16 protein-coding genes are annotated in these 14,644 nt (G+C 64.2%); 11 read left to right on the top strand and 5 right to left on the bottom strand.

Annotation, left to right across the window (positions count from 1 at the left end; translation table 11 throughout):
* The first annotated feature begins 33 nt into the window (after positions 1-33).
* The 10 genes from RFA01S_RS22245 to RFA01S_RS22290 all read left to right on the top strand — a co-directional run bounded on the left by RFA01S_RS22245 (position 34) and on the right by RFA01S_RS22290 (position 8,444).
* Positions 34-867 carry a hypothetical protein gene (locus RFA01S_RS22245; RefSeq protein ID WP_072692196.1) on the top strand — a complete coding sequence of 278 codons (834 nt, stop codon included), beginning with the start codon at positions 34-36 and terminating at the stop codon, positions 865-867.
* Positions 868-1,528: 661 nt separating this feature from the next.
* Positions 1,529-1,702, top strand: coding sequence for a DUF8730 family Cys-rich protein (locus RFA01S_RS28675; protein ID WP_094610405.1), 174 nt, complete (start codon positions 1,529-1,531; stop codon positions 1,700-1,702).
* Positions 1,703-1,886: 184 nt separating this feature from the next.
* Complete coding sequence (locus tag RFA01S_RS22255) at positions 1,887-3,953, top strand: MMPL family transporter (protein ID WP_027494152.1); 2,067 nt, start codon at positions 1,887-1,889, stop codon at positions 3,951-3,953.
* A 28-nt stretch (positions 3,954-3,981) separates the two neighbouring features.
* A complete protein-coding gene (locus RFA01S_RS22260; RefSeq protein ID WP_027494151.1) occupies positions 3,982-4,233 on the top strand; it encodes a YgaP-like transmembrane domain in 252 nt (83 codons plus the stop codon).
* A 42-nt stretch (positions 4,234-4,275) separates the two neighbouring features.
* Positions 4,276-4,695 carry a DUF302 domain-containing protein gene (locus RFA01S_RS22265; RefSeq protein ID WP_027494150.1) on the top strand — a complete coding sequence of 140 codons (420 nt, stop codon included), beginning with the start codon at positions 4,276-4,278 and terminating at the stop codon, positions 4,693-4,695.
* On the top strand, positions 4,695-5,468 hold the full coding sequence (locus RFA01S_RS22270) for a sulfite exporter TauE/SafE family protein (protein ID WP_027494149.1): 774 nt from the start codon (positions 4,695-4,697) through the stop codon (positions 5,466-5,468). Before RFA01S_RS22265 ends, RFA01S_RS22270 begins: the two co-directional genes overlap by 1 nt.
* A 79-nt stretch (positions 5,469-5,547) precedes the next feature.
* Positions 5,548-5,817 carry a metal-sensitive transcriptional regulator gene (locus tag RFA01S_RS22275; protein WP_027494148.1) on the top strand — a complete coding sequence of 90 codons (270 nt, stop codon included), beginning with the start codon at positions 5,548-5,550 and terminating at the stop codon, positions 5,815-5,817.
* Between the two features lie 57 nt (positions 5,818-5,874).
* On the top strand, positions 5,875-7,236 hold the full coding sequence (locus RFA01S_RS22280; RefSeq protein ID WP_027494147.1) for an MBL fold metallo-hydrolase: 1,362 nt from the start codon (positions 5,875-5,877) through the stop codon (positions 7,234-7,236).
* 73 nt (positions 7,237-7,309) lie between these two features.
* Positions 7,310-7,732, top strand: a complete 423-nt coding sequence (locus tag RFA01S_RS22285; protein WP_027494146.1) for a DUF6153 family protein — start codon at positions 7,310-7,312, stop codon at positions 7,730-7,732.
* 85 nt (positions 7,733-7,817) lie between these two features.
* Positions 7,818-8,444, top strand: a complete 627-nt coding sequence (locus RFA01S_RS22290; protein ID WP_027494145.1) for a DUF305 domain-containing protein — start codon at positions 7,818-7,820, stop codon at positions 8,442-8,444.
* 104 nt (positions 8,445-8,548) lie between these two features.
* On the opposite strand, the gene RFA01S_RS22295 is transcribed toward RFA01S_RS22290, so the two are convergent.
* From RFA01S_RS22295 to RFA01S_RS22315, 5 genes are all read right to left on the bottom strand, one after another.
* Complete coding sequence (locus tag RFA01S_RS22295) at positions 8,549-10,732, bottom strand: heavy metal translocating P-type ATPase (protein WP_032407508.1); 2,184 nt, start codon at positions 10,730-10,732, stop codon at positions 8,549-8,551.
* Between the two features lie 34 nt (positions 10,733-10,766).
* Positions 10,767-10,997 (bottom strand): heavy-metal-associated domain-containing protein, encoded by a 231-nt coding sequence (locus tag RFA01S_RS22300; protein WP_027494143.1) that lies wholly within the window; start codon positions 10,995-10,997, stop codon positions 10,767-10,769.
* Positions 10,998-11,153: 156 nt separating this feature from the next.
* Positions 11,154-12,086, bottom strand: a complete 933-nt coding sequence (locus tag RFA01S_RS22305) for a site-specific integrase (protein ID WP_139278502.1) — start codon at positions 12,084-12,086, stop codon at positions 11,154-11,156.
* Positions 12,086-12,418 (bottom strand): helix-turn-helix domain-containing protein, encoded by a 333-nt coding sequence (locus RFA01S_RS22310; RefSeq protein WP_027494142.1) that lies wholly within the window; start codon positions 12,416-12,418, stop codon positions 12,086-12,088. The genes RFA01S_RS22305 and RFA01S_RS22310 overlap by 1 nt, the downstream gene beginning before the upstream one ends.
* Before the next feature lie 3 nt (positions 12,419-12,421).
* A complete protein-coding gene (locus RFA01S_RS22315; RefSeq protein WP_202595033.1) occupies positions 12,422-13,579 on the bottom strand; it encodes a tyrosine-type recombinase/integrase in 1,158 nt (385 codons plus the stop codon).
* A 118-nt stretch (positions 13,580-13,697) separates the two neighbouring features.
* On the opposite strand from RFA01S_RS22315, the gene ligD reads away from it, so the two are divergent.
* Positions 13,698-14,606 (top strand): non-homologous end-joining DNA ligase, encoded by a 909-nt coding sequence (gene ligD, locus RFA01S_RS22320; RefSeq protein ID WP_027494140.1) that lies wholly within the window; start codon positions 13,698-13,700, stop codon positions 14,604-14,606.
* Positions 14,607-14,644 lie beyond the last annotated feature (38 nt).

Here is a 14,644-nt window from a genome sequence, read left to right on the forward strand (position 1 = left end):
GGACAGTAACCAGCGTGTGAGGAGTGCCAGAGAGTGGCGATAGACGAGCAGGCGACGGTTCACCTGGGAACCGCGCGGCCGCGCGATCAGTTTCTGGCTCTCTACCGTCTGGACAATCCGAATCTGGACGAGCTGACGTTCGCTATTCCCGAACACGACGGCGGCGACCTTGTGGCATGGATAGTTCCTGGCCCCGTCCCCGCCGTCCTCAACCTCGAAGTGTTTGCAACGCACAGTGAGGGCGAGTTCGATGTCGAAGACAGCGCGGGCTGGAATCTGCGTGGTGTGGCGGTAGCGGGTATCGAACGGCGGCTGGGGCACGAGCTGCCGCAGCCGCCGGCCACGCTCAGTCCGGATCTCGGACGTCGCTTCCTTGATGCTTATACGGCTGAATGCGATTCGCCCACACCGTGGTACGTTCTCGACCAGGCGAGATGCTGGGACGCGGTAGGCGACAAGTCGAGCTCGGCGCAACACGAATGGCGCTGCGAATGCTGCAGAGCGCTTTTCAAGCACTTACCCATGGCGCAGGCGCGGGCTGTGCTCCAGCCGCACGCCACTAACGAGACTTTGCGCGGATTCATGATGCTGTGCGCCAACTGTCATGCAATGGCGCACGACGCCTATACCGAGAGCATCGCCGAGCTGGTCATGGCCCACCGTCCGCCCTGTCCCCAGTGCGACTCCCATACCGTCGCGCATTTGATGTTCGGAATGCCACCTGGGCCGCTACCTGGGGTCATTGCGATGGGGTGTGTCGTGACAGACGATCCGAGCGATCAAGCGAACTGCGAGTGCCTGGCCTGCGGGCATACGTGGGTCGACGACAGCCCCGGTGAAGAAGCAGAAGAAACTTTCATATTCTGAGGGCGGCGTTGTCGCGTTGTTTTTGCTCCTTCGAGCGAACGGCCACGCGCGTATCCCGACTTTCAACACCCCCCAAAGTGTTATTGACAATCATTGCCGATAATATAGATTATGTCAGGTTGCAGTCGAAAGCCATTGTCATGCAACGTATGTCAATCCTACCTGCTGGCGCGACCGCCTGCCGGACATGATCTAGAAGTACCGCGGATCCGCCGTTGTGAAGCAGTTCCGTTTCGTGTTGCAAGCCGCGGTGCTGTTGCTCGAGATGGTTCGGATGCCAGCGGCGCGGGCATTCGTCGCCGATGCCCCCGAATCCGTTGTCTCCGATGCTTGCCACTCCTGGGCCGCTCCCGTCCGGACCGGCCTGGGTGTGGGAATGGAAGTGGGATGCAACTGCGCGGGTTCACAGAAACTCGCGGACGATAGCGGCGCAACTCGCGCGTGGGTGGAGCATCAACCCCTGAGGGACAACCGCATTCGCAGACTGGCGACCATCAAACGCCTCGTGCGGCCGCCAGCACAGCCTCGCGTTGGATCCGGCAAAACCACTGCCGTCTACCGATCGGCTCCGGCCCACCCCTTCCCTCATACCCCCACGGGTACTTGCATACCCCCCTAGGTATGTGTCACAGTAGTGATGTACCCGCCAGAAAGGACCGCCATGTGCTACCCCGTCCCGTGCCCGGCATGCGGTAAGACCACCTGGGCTGGCTGCGGTCGACATGTCGACAGCGTCATGAAGAACGTTCCGCGGTCGCAGCAGTGCTCCTGCTCCATGGAGACACCCGCCCCAGCTACACGCGACAACTTCTTTCGTTCCCTGTTTCGTCGCTGACCCCCACCCCAACAGCACTCCACTGCATTTCGCAGGAATCTCTGGGCGTCTTCAACACTTCTGAATACCCCCACCCGTATTAGGAGAAGCAATTGTGACCAAGCCCGCTACCGCGGCGGCCACCGGCCGCCACGACCGCCATCGGCCACCGGCACCCGGCGCACTAGGCCGCCTGGGAAGCACGATGGTCGCCCGCCGCCGGTGGGTGTTCGGCATCTGGCTGATCGCCCTCGTTGCACTGGGATCGGCTGCACCATCGGTGTTCTCATCCTTGGCCGGGGCCGGCTGGCAGGCCAACGGTTCCGAATCCGTCCAGGTCCGCGAGCTCGCCCAGCAGCATTTCGGCGGCAATTCCTCTGCAGCAGTGCAGGTGGTCGTTCACTCCGACACCGCCACGATCGAAGACGCAGCGATGCAGCAGACACTCACCGACGTCGCGGCCGTATTCGACGGTGACACTCGCTTCGGTGAGGTCATCGCCCCCCAGCCGGGCATGACGATCAGTCCCGACGGTCACACCGGCATCTTGATCGCCGGCGCAAACGCGAGTACCGACGACATGGTCAAGGCCGTCGACGAGGTGAAGGGCGAGCTGACCGAACTCTCCGGCGACGGCATCGAGGTCTACCCGACCGGATCCTCCGCACTGTGGTCGGACTTCAACAAGGCCAACCACGACGCCATGATTCAGGCCGAATTGTTCTCCTGGCCGGTCACTTTGGCGATCATGGTGCTCGCGTTCGGCTCCCTCGTCGCCGCGGGATTGCCGCTGCTACTCACCGTTGCCGGCCTGGTCGCATCCGCAGGCGGACTCGTTCTGCTCAACGGCGTCACGCCGATCTCGGTGTGGGCGATGAACTTCGCGATGATGTTCGCCCTCGCCCTCGGAATCGACTACGCCCTGTTCATCGTCGCCAGGTTCCGCGACGCACTGCGCAACGCCGATCCACGTGCCGCGGTCGCCGAAACCATGGACACCGCAGGCAAAGCCGTGGTCCTGTCCGGTCTGACGGTCTTGGTGAGCCTCTCGGCCGTCCTGCTCGTTCCCGCACCGGCGGTGCGCACCATGGCCGTCGGCATCATGCTCGCCGTGACCTTCGTGCTGATCGCCACCATGACCCTGCTCCCCGCAACCCTGGGTGCACTCGGTTCCAAGGTCAACGCCGCCTCCCTGCCCTACGCCAAGCGCCAGCAGCACCGCTCCCCGAAATTCGCAGCCTGGGGTGAACTGCTCCACAAGCACCCCTGGCCGTTCGCTCTGGTCTCCGTCGGCATCCTCATTGCGCTGGCCCTTCCGGTCCTCGGACTGAAAGTGGCGATGCCCTCGATCGCCGTCGTCCCCGAAGACGCACCGGTTCGCCAGGGTTACGAGCTCGTCCAGGCCCAGTTCGGTGCCGGCGCACCCGGCGCACTGCAGATCGTCGTCCCGTCCGCGGATGCCGCCGCGACCGCCACGGCAGCCAGTACCGTCGACGGGATCTCGATGGTCACTCCGCCCCAGCCTGCCGCGGACGGCTCAAACTACTCACTGCTACAAGCACTTCCCACCGTTGACCCCTCGGACGAGAGAATGGGCACCATCCTCGGTGACCTGCGCGCCGAACTCCCGGAGTCGGCGTTGGTCGGCGGTGCCCCAGCGGAGAACCTCGATCTGCAGCAAGCACTGAACGACTACCTACCGCTGGTGATCGGTATCATTCTGGCGCTCGGTTTCATCCTGCTGCTCGTCGCCCTCCAAGCACCGCTGATCGCGATCCTCGGCACCGCAGTCAGTCTGCTCTCGACCGCCGCAGCGTTCGGGGTCGCGAAGCTGATCTTCCAGGACGGGCACGGCGCATCACTGCTCGGATTCACCCCGCAAGGCTTCCTCGACGGCTGGGGTCCGGTGTTCTTCTTCGCGATGATCTTCGCCATCGCCATGGACTACACAGTGTTCCTGCTCGCCACCGCGAAAGAGCACTACGAGAAGACCGGGGACCCGAAAGCCGCTCAGGTCGACGGCCTCGCCCACTCCGGCCGGGTCATCTTCGCCGCCGCCGCGGTCATGGTCGCAGTGTTCTTCACCTTCGCACTCTCCGATCCGCTCCCACCGAAGGAGATGGGCATCATCCTCGGCGTCGCGGTACTGCTCGACGCCTTCTTGATCAGGCTGATCCTGCTGCCGGTCCTGCTGCGTTTGAGCGGACACGCCGCATGGTGGTCACCGGCCTGGCTGCGCAAGGTGTTGCCCTCGATCAGCTTCTCGCACTGACCACCCTTACAACCCGAACGGAGCAATCATGATCGATCCGAACACCACTCGCTCGTCCGCGTTCGCGGGCTGGCCGATCGAACGTATCGTCCCCGCCCTCGCCGCCGGCGTCACCGCCACCGGCCTGGCCCTCGGCGAACTCCACGCACCGCAGTGGCGACTGCTCAGCGCGTTCGCTGCCGCGAACCTCGCCCTTTACGCAGCGGTCGGCTGGTGCCCGGCCAGCGCGCTTCTCACCAGGGTGGGCGTGCCGAGTATTCGCCAGCCCCGAATCGGGTAGGCCCAGATCACCGCAGTTCGACGACCGAAAGGAACTTCCCTTATGAACATCGCACTCTCGACCACTCTGACCGACACCGACTTCGACACCGCAGTCGACGCCGTCAAAGCCTCCCTCGCAGATCAGGGCTTCGGTGTTCTCACCGAAATCGACATGCAGGCCACGTTGAAGGCCAAGCTCGGCGAGGACATGGAGCAGTATCTGATCCTCGGTGCCTGCAATCCGTCCCTCGCGCACCGCGCCGTCGGGGTCATGCGCCAGATCGGCTTGCTGTTGCCGTGCAATGTCGTCGTCCGCGCCGACACCTCCGCTTCCGGATCGGTCATTGTCGAAGCGATGAACCCCGACATCATGGTCCAAGCGACCGGCGAGCCAGCACTGTCCGACGTCGCGGCCGAGGCCACCACCAAGCTCCAGGCCGCCATCGACGCACTCGGTGGCCAGGACGCAGCCCACAGCTGATGACCCTGACGCTGGCACTGGTCCTCGGCGTCGCCGTCGGCATCCTGCTCGGTCTCCTCGGAGGCGGCGGGTCGATCCTCGCCGTCCCGGTTCTCGTCTACGCCCTGGGAATGGACCTGTCGGAGGCGATACCGACATCGTTGCTGGTGATCGGTGTCGCCTCGGCGACCGGGGCCATCCCCAAGGTGCGGGCGAAGCTCGTCGAATGGCGACTGGCGGCGATCTTCGCGGCCACCGGTATCGTCGGCACGCTGGTCGGCAGCGTCCTGGGCAGGCATCTGCCCGAGGCCGCAGTGATGATCGGCTTCGCGATCGTCATGATCATCGCCGGGGCGCGGATGCTGCGCAGCACCGACGATGTCGGAACCGCTTGCAAGACAGGAAGTTCCGGGATCGATTGGCGGCGATGCGCACCACGGTCCATACCGACCGGGTTCGGGGTCGGTGTCCTCACCGGACTGTTCGGCGTCGGCGGAGGATTTCTGATCATCCCCGCTCTGGTGCTGTTGCTGGGAATCGAGATGAGTGTCGCTGTCGGAACGTCGCTGGTGGTCATCGTCGCCAACTCCGCCGCCGGACTGATCGCTCAGGCCGACGGGCTCGGCGGGAACTGGCCACTGACAGCCGCGTTCGCCGGTGCGGCGATCGCAGGCTCGCTGGTCGCCGGAAAACTGAGCACACGCATCGACACCGACAAGCTGCGCACGTGGTTCGCCTACCTGGTGTTCGCCGTCGCGGGCTATGTACTTGTCGACACCCTCGTTCTTTCATGACCGACTGCACACACCGAACCGATGCCCCCGGGGGTAATCTGGAAGGACTACCACCATCACACACCCTCAGGAGACCGCAATGATCGGCGACGAAGACAGCATCGCATTGGTACTCAACCGTCTGCGCCGCGCACACGGCCAACTCGCCGGTGTGATCGGCATGATCGAGAACGGACGCGACTGCAAAGACGTCGTCACTCAACTCGCCGCCGTCTCCCGCGCCCTCGACAAAGCCGGATTCAAGATCGTGGCCACCGGCCTTCGTGAATGCATGACCGGCGACACCGCAGACAACAAAGAGCCCATGACCGAAGCAGAACTGGAAAAGCTCTTCCTCGCACTGGCCTGAACGAGGACGTTTCACGTCAGAAACGAGGCCGACCCGATTACACCGTAGGAGTACCCCGTGAGCACCACCGATCCAGACATCGCCATCATCGAAACGTCGAGCCTCGGCGACCGCAGCTACCTGATCAGCCACGACGGCATCGCCGTCGTGATCGATCCCCAACGTGACATCGACCGCGTCCTGGCACTGGCTACGGAGAAGAACGCCGCGATCACCCACGTACTCGAAACCCACATCCACAACGACTACGTCACCGGCGGACTCGAACTCGCACGCGCCACCGGAGCCGAATACGTTGTGCCCGAGGGTGACCCGGTCGAATTCGAGCGACGGGCAGTGGGGGACGGCGATGTCGTCGACGCGGGATCGGCGACGTTTCAGGTCATGCACACCCCGGGCCATACACATCATCACGTCAGCTACGTACTGCAACTCGGAGACGAACCGATCGCGATCTTCACCGGCGGCTCGATGCTCTACGGATCCACCGGCCGCACCGACCTACTCGGCTCCGAACACACCGACGAGCTCACCCATGCCCAGTTCCACTCGGTCCGTCGAATCGCCGCCGAACTCCCCGCCGACGTCGAGGTCTACCCCACCCACGGATTCGGTAGCTTCTGCTCCGCGACCCCCACCAGCGGCGACTCGTCGACCATCGGTGAACAGCAACAGTCCAATCCCGCGCTGACCCAGGACGAACAAACCTACGTCGACGAGTTGATCGCAGGACTGTCGGCCTACCCCGCGTACTACGCCCACATGGGCGTCATCAACACCGAAGGCCCCGCACCGATCGACCTGTCCACCCCAGAACCCGTCGACCCCGACGAACTACGCCGCCGCATCGACGACGGACAATGGGTCGTCGACCTCCGCGCACGCACCGCCTTCGCTGCCGGACATCTCGACGGTTCCCTCGGCTTCGAGCTGTCGACGACATTCGTCACCTACCTCGGCTGGCTCTACCAGTGGGGTGCGCCGCTGACCTTGATCGGCGACACATCCGATCAAATCGACGAGGCCACAAGGGAGTTGGCACGTATCGGCATCGACCACCCCTCCGGCTCCGCTGTCGGAGAGATTCATTCGCTCGCCACCGACGGGCGCGTACGGTCCTACGAAGTGTCCGACTTCGCCGGACTCGCCGCAGAGGACTCGGACATTGCAGTGCTCGACACCCGTCAACAGTCCGAATACGCGGACGGCCACATCCCCGGTGCGATCAACATTCCCCTCCACGAACTGCCACACCGACTCGCAGAAGTTCCCGACGGCAAAGTGTGGGTGCACTGCGCCTCCGGCTATCGCGCCTCGATCGCGGCCTCACTACTCGACCGGGAACATCGCAGCGTGGTGCTCATCGACGACGACTACAACCGCGCAACAGATCTCGGACTCGACACCTCGAAGACATGACGAAATGCTTCGACGACCGAACGCGACGAGACAGGCGTACCCCCAGGGGGTATATGTTGGTATCATCGGCCGCATGCACTCAGTGAATCGGCACGGTCGACGGGGCACAGCTCCGACGGCAGCTTTACTGATTGCACTGACGGTGTTCGGTGTCCTGTTGATGCATTCGGTGACACCGATGTCGATGCCCGTGACCGGCTCGATGTCCACATCGATGAGCGGCGGCCATGCCTCGTTCGCAGCACCGTCCCACACGGACGCCACGGTTCCGGTGATGACCGGGGAACATGACTGCCCGTCGGGGCACCAGATGATGCATCCCTGCGTCGGCACGACGGTGTCGTGGCCCGCGCTGACGGTCCCGGCGATGAGCGCAGCCCTCGACCTGGCGCCGACATCGGTGAACCGGATCATTGGACGGGCCGACTCCACGCTTGAGCGTGCGCCGCCGTGGACGTTGTGGGAGTTGGACAGATCGGTGACCTTGCGAGTGTGACAGGGAGCCCGGCAGACGCGTGTCTGTCGGCGGATCGAACGACATCCAATTCTCTGCACTACCCACTCTTGCAAGGAGTTTCCTCATGCGTACCAAAGTCATTGCCTCGATCGCTGCTGCCGCCGCGAGCGCGTTCCTCGTCGTCGGCTGTAGCGACAACGCGGCCGATTCGTCGATGGACGGCCATGCGATGGGATCGATGTCCTCGGCACCGATGTCCTCGGCCCAAGCAAGCGCGTCCGCAGAGTTCAACGATGCCGACGTGATGTTCGCGCAGATGATGTATCCGCATCACGCCCAAGCAGTCGAGATGGCCGACATGGCGAACGGCCGCACCGACAACCCGGAGGTGCTGTCGCTGGCATCGGCGATCGCCGGCGCACAGCAGCCCGAGATGGACCAGATGACGGCATGGCTGACCGAGTGGGGCCAGCCCATGCCCGACATGGACATGAGTGACATGGGCGGGATGGACCACAGCTCTGGCAGCGGCATGATGACCGCTCAGGACATGGACGCGTTGATGGCAGCGTCGGGACCGGAATTCGACCGCCAGTGGTTGACGATGATGATCGCCCACCACACCGGTGCCATCGAGATGGCCAACACCGAAATCGCGGACGGTTCCAATCCTGACGCCCTGGAGATGGCACGCGCCATCGTCGCCACTCAGCAGCAGGAAATCGAGACCATGCAGCGGCTGCTCGGCTGACCCGGCCCGCCACACAACGATGGCCGCATCCTCTCCGGCGGAGAGGGTGCGGCCATCAGCGTTTCGCAGTCGTCAGGGCTGCGTTCCCGGTACGAGATCAGCTCTCACAGTGACGGTGTGCGCTGCGACGGAGGGTTGGAACTCCCCTCGTTCACCGCTCCGGTGATGGTGTCGGGTGTGAGGTCGAGTCGACGCAGTAATTGTGCGTTCGCAGCGACGATGATCGTCGACAGCGACATCAGGATCGCGCCGATCGACATCGGCAGCACGAACCCGACCGGCGCGAGCACTCCTGCCGCGAGCGGAACCGAGATGAGGTTGTATCCCGCTGCCCACCAGAGGTTTTGCTTCATCTTTCGGTACGAGGCGCGCGAGAGTTCGATCACCGACAACACCGACCTCGGGTCGTCGCTGGCGAGGATCACTCCGGCCGATGCGATTGCGACGTCGGTGCCGGCCCCGATCGCGATACCGACATCGGCCTGCGCCAGAGCCGGGGCGTCGTTGACTCCGTCGCCGACCATCGCCACCGTACGGCCTTCGCTCTGGAGTTCAGCGACGTTGTGCGACTTGTCTTCCGGTTTCACCCCGGCGAAGTAGCGGTCCACACCGAGCTCGGTGGCGACGGACTTCGCGACGGCGTCGGCATCACCGGTGATCATCACGACCGCGATTCCTCGCGCGTGCAGCGCGTCTACCGCAGTGCGTGACTCGGACCGGATCTCATCGGCGAGCGCGAGGGCACCGATCACGGCCCCGTCGGCGAGGACGTGCAGGATGATCGCCCCGTCCCCGCGCCACCGGTCGGCGACAGCGAGTTCGGATCCGTGTTCCTGCTCGAGCAGTGCCGGCCCGCCGACCTGGATCCGGACGCCGTCGACGTCGGCTGCGACCCCGACGGCGGGGGACGACTGAAAGCCGGCTGCAGCCGGGACCGTCAGGTTCCGCGCGCGTGCGGCCTCGACGATGGCACGGGCGAGTGGATGTTCGGAATCTGCTTCTGCGGCAGCGGCCAGCGCGAGAACGTTGTCGGCGGTGCGCCCGCCGGTCACCTCGACTGCGGTGACGGTGGGTTCACCCTTGGTGAGGGTCCCGGTCTTGTCGAACAGCACGGTGTCCACCGTGCGCATGGTTTCGAGTGCGAGCCGGTCCTTGACCAGAACACCGCCGCGGGCGGCGCGTTCGGTGGCGATGGAGACCACCAGCGGAATCGCCAGTCCGAGTGCGTGCGGGCAGGCGATGACCAGCACGGTGATGGTGCGGATGACGGCGTCGTCGGGCATCCCGAATAGCGTCCACACGGCGGCGGTGATGATCGCGGATCCGAGTGCGAACCAGAACAGCCAGCCGGCGGCGGTGTCGGCGATGCGCTGAGCGCGCGAGGTCGAGTTCTGGGCGTCGGCGACCAGGCGGCCGATGCCGGCGAGGGCGGTGTCCTCCCCTACTGCGGTGACCTGGATGCGGAGACCGGAGTCGGTGGCGACAGTGCCGGCGACGACTTGGTCGCCTTCGCGGCGACGGACCGTCTTCGATTCGCCGGTGATCATCGATTCGTCCATGCTCGCCGATCCGGAGACGATGGTGCCGTCCGCGGGTACGCGGCCGCCGGGGCGGACGACGACGAGATCACCGAGCTGCAGCTCGGCCGGGGGCACCGGCACCACGTCGTCGCCGTCGACGCGTTCGGCGGTGTCCGGGAGCAGTGCTGCCAATGAGTCCAGGGCGGAGGTGGTCTGAGCGAGGGATCGCATTTCGATCCAGTGCCCGAGCAGCATGATCACGATCAGCAGGGCCAGTTCCCACCAGAAGTCGAGCTGATGATCGAGCAGGCCGAGGCTTGCTCCCATCGACGCGACGAATGCGACGGTGATCGCGAGGGCGATGAGCAGCATCATTCCCGGTGCACGTGAACGGATTTCGCTGACTGCTCCGGAGAGGAACGGGGAACCGCCCCAGGCATACATCACCGTTCCGAGCACCGGGGAGATCCAGGCGATCCACGATGAGTCGGGCAGTGAGTATCCGAGGAGCATCGCGAACATGTTCGAGGCAACGATCACCGGAAGGGCGAGGACCAGCATGATCCAGAACAGACGACGGAACATGCCGACGTGGTCCCCATGACCGGCGTGGCCACCGTGACCGGTATGGCCTTCGTGACCGGTATGGCCTTCGTGTTCCTTCTCGCCATGGCCGGAGTGGGCTGCGCTGTGTTCGGATGCATCGTGGCCCGGCAGCGTGCCCGCTGTCTCGGCTCCGCCAGCGTCGGCATGTGTGTGGTTGTTCATCGCGGGAAATCCTTCTCTCCACCAGGTTCAGCGGTTACGCGGTGCGCGAATCTTTGGGTTGCGGTTCGACTGTGTATCCAGCCTCGCGGACAGCTGCGATGACACCGGCGTGGTCGGGCACGTCAGCACTTGTCACCGTCAGAGTTCCCGCAGCTGCAGATGCCTCGACCGTGTCGACTCCTGCAACGGTGCTTACTTCCTCCCGGACTGCCGCTTCGCAGTGACCGCAGGTCATGCCCGTGACTTTGTAAACCGTGGTGATCATGTCGCGCTCCTCTGGCTGCTTAGATACCCCCTGGGGGTATCTCGATGACATGTCGACCATACCCCCTCCCCGTATGTTTCGGAAGGCCGTTGGCTGCGTCGAGTGGCTTACGAACCTGCGGCGAAGACCAGTCCGTTGGCCGAACTTCGGATCGAGTCATGGTGCGGTGGGGTCTACGTCGAATCGGCCTGGGTGCGCGGTCCTGACATAGCGGACCGCTGTGGTGGTGCCGATACCGAACACGGTCATCAGGGCAACTGGGTCGCCACTGTGGGCGGCCTCGTCGAGGATGCGATCGACACGCAGTTCGCGGGCGGTGATGCCGAGGTCACGGAATGGGCGGGTGATGTAGTGGCGACTGCCCGGCAGTGCGGTAGGCGCAGTTATCCGGGTGATCAGCAAGTACGGATTCGTGCTGGTCGGCCACCGCAGCTGACGGTAGATCAGCCAGTCGCGGAGCACCTCGGCGGTGAACTCGTCCAACCAGAACGTGTGGCGGGTGTGTGGCCGGGTGACGGTTGCTCGTCCTGCCGAACGGTCGAGATGGTCGAGTCGGAAGCCGATGACCTCTTCGATCGTCAGCGCGTGGACCGCGACGAGCGCCAGAATCACCCGGTCATCGGGCCTGGTCAGCTGATCGAAGAGCCCATGTACGCGATCGGATCGTAACGGTCTGAGGATCCTGCGGGTGTACCGACCAGCGACCTCTCGGGCAGGGTCGGCGAAGATGCGACGTTCGCGTTTGAGTCCGCGGAAGAGCGACCTCAGGGCCGTGTGCACGTTGTGTCTCGACTGCCCTGAGTGACGGCTGAGAGCGCGCTCGATGTCGACAGTTTCGACAGATCGCAGGCTTTGGTGTGTCTCAGCCCATTCGTGCAAGACCGGTTGCGCGAAATTGAGATAGAGGGCAATGGTCACTTCCGTCAGCGGTCTGGATTTACGTCGACCGCGGCCGCCCAGCGCAGTGACCCACGCCTGCACGTCGTCGCGGAACTGCGCGGGTGTTTGCTCGATCATCCGTATGGTGCGCTCGGTGTGCCGGGCGGCATTGCGTGCCGCCACCCCATCGGCAGGGTTTCGTTCCGACATCAGTTGGGAGGTGGGACGCGGCGGGCTCCGCGCTTCCTGGTCCCGGTAGCGGGTGCGGCCGGGCCCGACCGATCGCCGATTGCGCGTGCTGGAGCTGCGTCGAGATCCGCGTCGTGAACAGCTTCCGCCAGCATCAGATCACCGACAGTGCAGTTCAACGCCGCACAGATCTTGTCCAGGTCATCGAGTCGGATCGTGATCGGCGCCGAAGACCACAGGGCCGCAGTCTTGCTCAGTGACGGGTGGAAGTCGACCTGCTCGAATGCTTTGAGTAGCTGCGTCGGACGCCAGATGTCGCGTTGCGCCGCGACCATGCGCAGGTTCCATTTCATCTTCTAATTCTCCGTACTCAAGCGCCGCACGGCGCGTTGTGTCGACTCGATGACGGACCGTTCCGGGTCGGCTCCGGCCGACGCCAGATAGCCCACAGTGGTGCTTGCCCATTCGTGGCCGAGCATCTTCTGCACATCCCACAAGGGCATGCCTTGTTGGTAGTTGTGGGTGGCGCAGGCGTGACGCAGCAGATGGGGGTAGAGCTCGCGCACCGGGCCGTTCAGATGAAGGTGCGACGCAGCTTTGAGATTGCGGCGGAAAGTCGAGGGCTGAATCGCGGGTGCAACGGCGAGGTTGAGCGCCGCGACGGCGGTCGGCAAGCGTTCCGATGGCCACAACGGTGCGCCCGCGTCGGTCGGGTCGTCGCTGAACTCGCCCCGGATCTGTTCGAGATACCACCACAGCAGCTCTCTCCCCTCTTCGAAGAGAAACGCTTGCCGTTCGCGTGGACCTGATCCGCGAGCGCCCTTACCCACGACGACGAAGCGGCCCCACTGTCCCGCTTCCCAATGGATGTCGCCGATCTTCACCGCACACAGCTCCGACGCCCGCACACCGGACAAGTACGCAATCTTCGCCATGGTGTAGTCGCGTGCGCTCACGTGGTACTTGCGAGAGCGTGGCAGGGCGTCTCTCCAGTCGGCGAAGAACGCTGTCATCGCTCGTCGAGTGGGAGGAATCCGCAGCGCGAAATCACCCCTGTGTCTCGGCCGGTTGAACGGGTCGACCGGTGACTCGACACCGACGCCGAACGCTCGGAGCAGCTCGCCAGCGTAGCGGTGCTCGAGGAATCGGTAGTAGTTGTCGATCTGAACTGTCTTTTTCCGGATGGTCGCGTGACTGCGTTTGCCGGGACCGGCGAAGTACTGATCGAACTGCTGCTGGGTCAATCGCCATGGCACGCAATCGAAGTAATCGCATATCTCGATCACGGGATACATGATTCTCTGCAGCGTCGCGGGGCTCAGACCCGCCACATCTCTGGCCCATCCGTATTCGACCAGCGTGTTACGGAAGAAGTCGTGTTCGTCGTCCCCTGACGCCGACGCCAGCCGCTGCAGCGATTCGACGTCCGCAAGTTCCCCGCTGCCGACCCGCGCGGCACTCGATGCGCCGTCGGCAGCGATGCGCTGCTGCCGACGAGTAGCGAAATCTGACACGAACAGTGAACTTATGCGAGGAACTCGCAGAATCTACGAGTAACTGATGAAATTTGAGCGACCACGGAATGAAGAAGAATCGTTGCTCTGACCAGGGAACCTGGGCTTACACCGGTTCCTGGCAGCCGATCGAACCCGTGCGGACTCCAGTGGCCAACGTGGGGTCAGCGTTGTCGACGGCGCATCGCGGGTGAAGCTGTTCTCGCGCAACGGAAACGACATATCCGCCTCGTTCCCGGATGTGGCGTCGGCGTTGTCGGATACGACGGCGGGGCGATCGATGATCCTTGACGGTGAGTTGGTGGCCCTGGATTCGGGCGGTCGGCCCGATTTCGGGTTGCTGCAACGCCGAATGCATGTCGCGCGGCCGTCGGCGGCGTTGCTGCGGTCGACCCCGGTGACGTATTTCGTCTTCGATGTCCTCGACGTCGACGGCGAATCGGTCCGGACGCTTCCCTACACGCAGCGCCGTGCGCTGCTCGAGGGTCTCGGCGTGGCAGACGGGCGGCGAGTGCAGGTGCCGCCGACTATGACGGGAATCGACGGCGAGACGTTGATGGGCATTGCCGCCGACAACGGTATCGAGGGGGTCGTGGCGAAGAAGGCTGAGTCGGTGTACCGATCGGGGATCCGGTCGCCGTCGTGGATCAAGGTACCGATCCGGAACACACGCGAAGGCGTGATTTGCGGATGGGTTCCGACGGGCGGCCGCGCTGGCGGGACACTGGCGGCGCTGCTCCTCGGAGCGTACGACGAGGCGGGCGAGTTGGTCTACATCGGTCGTGTGGGAACGGGTTTCACTGATCGGATGCGCCGGGAGCTGCGGAGCGCGCTTGCTGATCGCACTCGTTCGGACAGTGCGCTGCACGGTCCGGTTCCGCGCGCCGACACGGTCGGGGTGTCGTGGGTGGCACCGGAATTGGTGGTGACCGTGGAATATCGCGAACAATCGGCAACGGGGCGTTTACGGCATCCCGCATTCAAAGGAATCCGATCCGATATCGCTCCCCGCGATGTCGTGACTTGAAAGGGTGCAGCTCATCGCCACATTCGTTGGTTACGCTG

The sequence above is a fragment of the Rhodococcoides fascians NBRC 12155 = LMG 3623 genome (assembly GCF_001894785.1).
GTDB classification, from domain to species: Bacteria; Actinomycetota; Actinomycetes; order Mycobacteriales; family Mycobacteriaceae; genus Rhodococcoides; species Rhodococcoides fascians.

What these genes read in the sequence shown, in the direction of transcription:
- RFA01S_RS28675 (WP_094610405.1), top strand. Translation starts at nt 1,529, where the DNA reads ATGTGCTACCCCGTCCCGTGCCCGGCATGCGGTAAGACCACCTGGGCT.
- RFA01S_RS22255 (WP_027494152.1), top strand. Translation starts at nt 1,887, where the DNA reads ATGGTCGCCCGCCGCCGGTGGGTGTTCGGCATCTGGCTGATCGCCCTC.
- RFA01S_RS22260 (WP_027494151.1), top strand. Translation starts at nt 3,982, where the DNA reads ATGATCGATCCGAACACCACTCGCTCGTCCGCGTTCGCGGGCTGGCCG.
- RFA01S_RS22265 (WP_027494150.1), top strand. Translation starts at nt 4,276, where the DNA reads ATGAACATCGCACTCTCGACCACTCTGACCGACACCGACTTCGACACC.
- RFA01S_RS22270 (WP_027494149.1), top strand. Translation starts at nt 4,695, where the DNA reads ATGACCCTGACGCTGGCACTGGTCCTCGGCGTCGCCGTCGGCATCCTG.
- RFA01S_RS22275 (WP_027494148.1), top strand. Translation starts at nt 5,548, where the DNA reads ATGATCGGCGACGAAGACAGCATCGCATTGGTACTCAACCGTCTGCGC.
- RFA01S_RS22285 (WP_027494146.1), top strand. Translation starts at nt 7,310, where the DNA reads ATGCACTCAGTGAATCGGCACGGTCGACGGGGCACAGCTCCGACGGCA.
- RFA01S_RS22290 (WP_027494145.1), top strand. Translation starts at nt 7,818, where the DNA reads ATGCGTACCAAAGTCATTGCCTCGATCGCTGCTGCCGCCGCGAGCGCG.
- RFA01S_RS22295 (WP_032407508.1), bottom strand. Translation starts at nt 10,732, where the DNA reads ATGAACAACCACACACATGCCGACGCTGGCGGAGCCGAGACAGCGGGC.
- RFA01S_RS22300 (WP_027494143.1), bottom strand. Translation starts at nt 10,997, where the DNA reads ATGATCACCACGGTTTACAAAGTCACGGGCATGACCTGCGGTCACTGC.
- RFA01S_RS22305 (WP_139278502.1), bottom strand. Translation starts at nt 12,086, where the DNA reads ATGTCGGAACGAAACCCTGCCGATGGGGTGGCGGCACGCAATGCCGCC.
- RFA01S_RS22310 (WP_027494142.1), bottom strand. Translation starts at nt 12,418, where the DNA reads ATGAAATGGAACCTGCGCATGGTCGCGGCGCAACGCGACATCTGGCGT.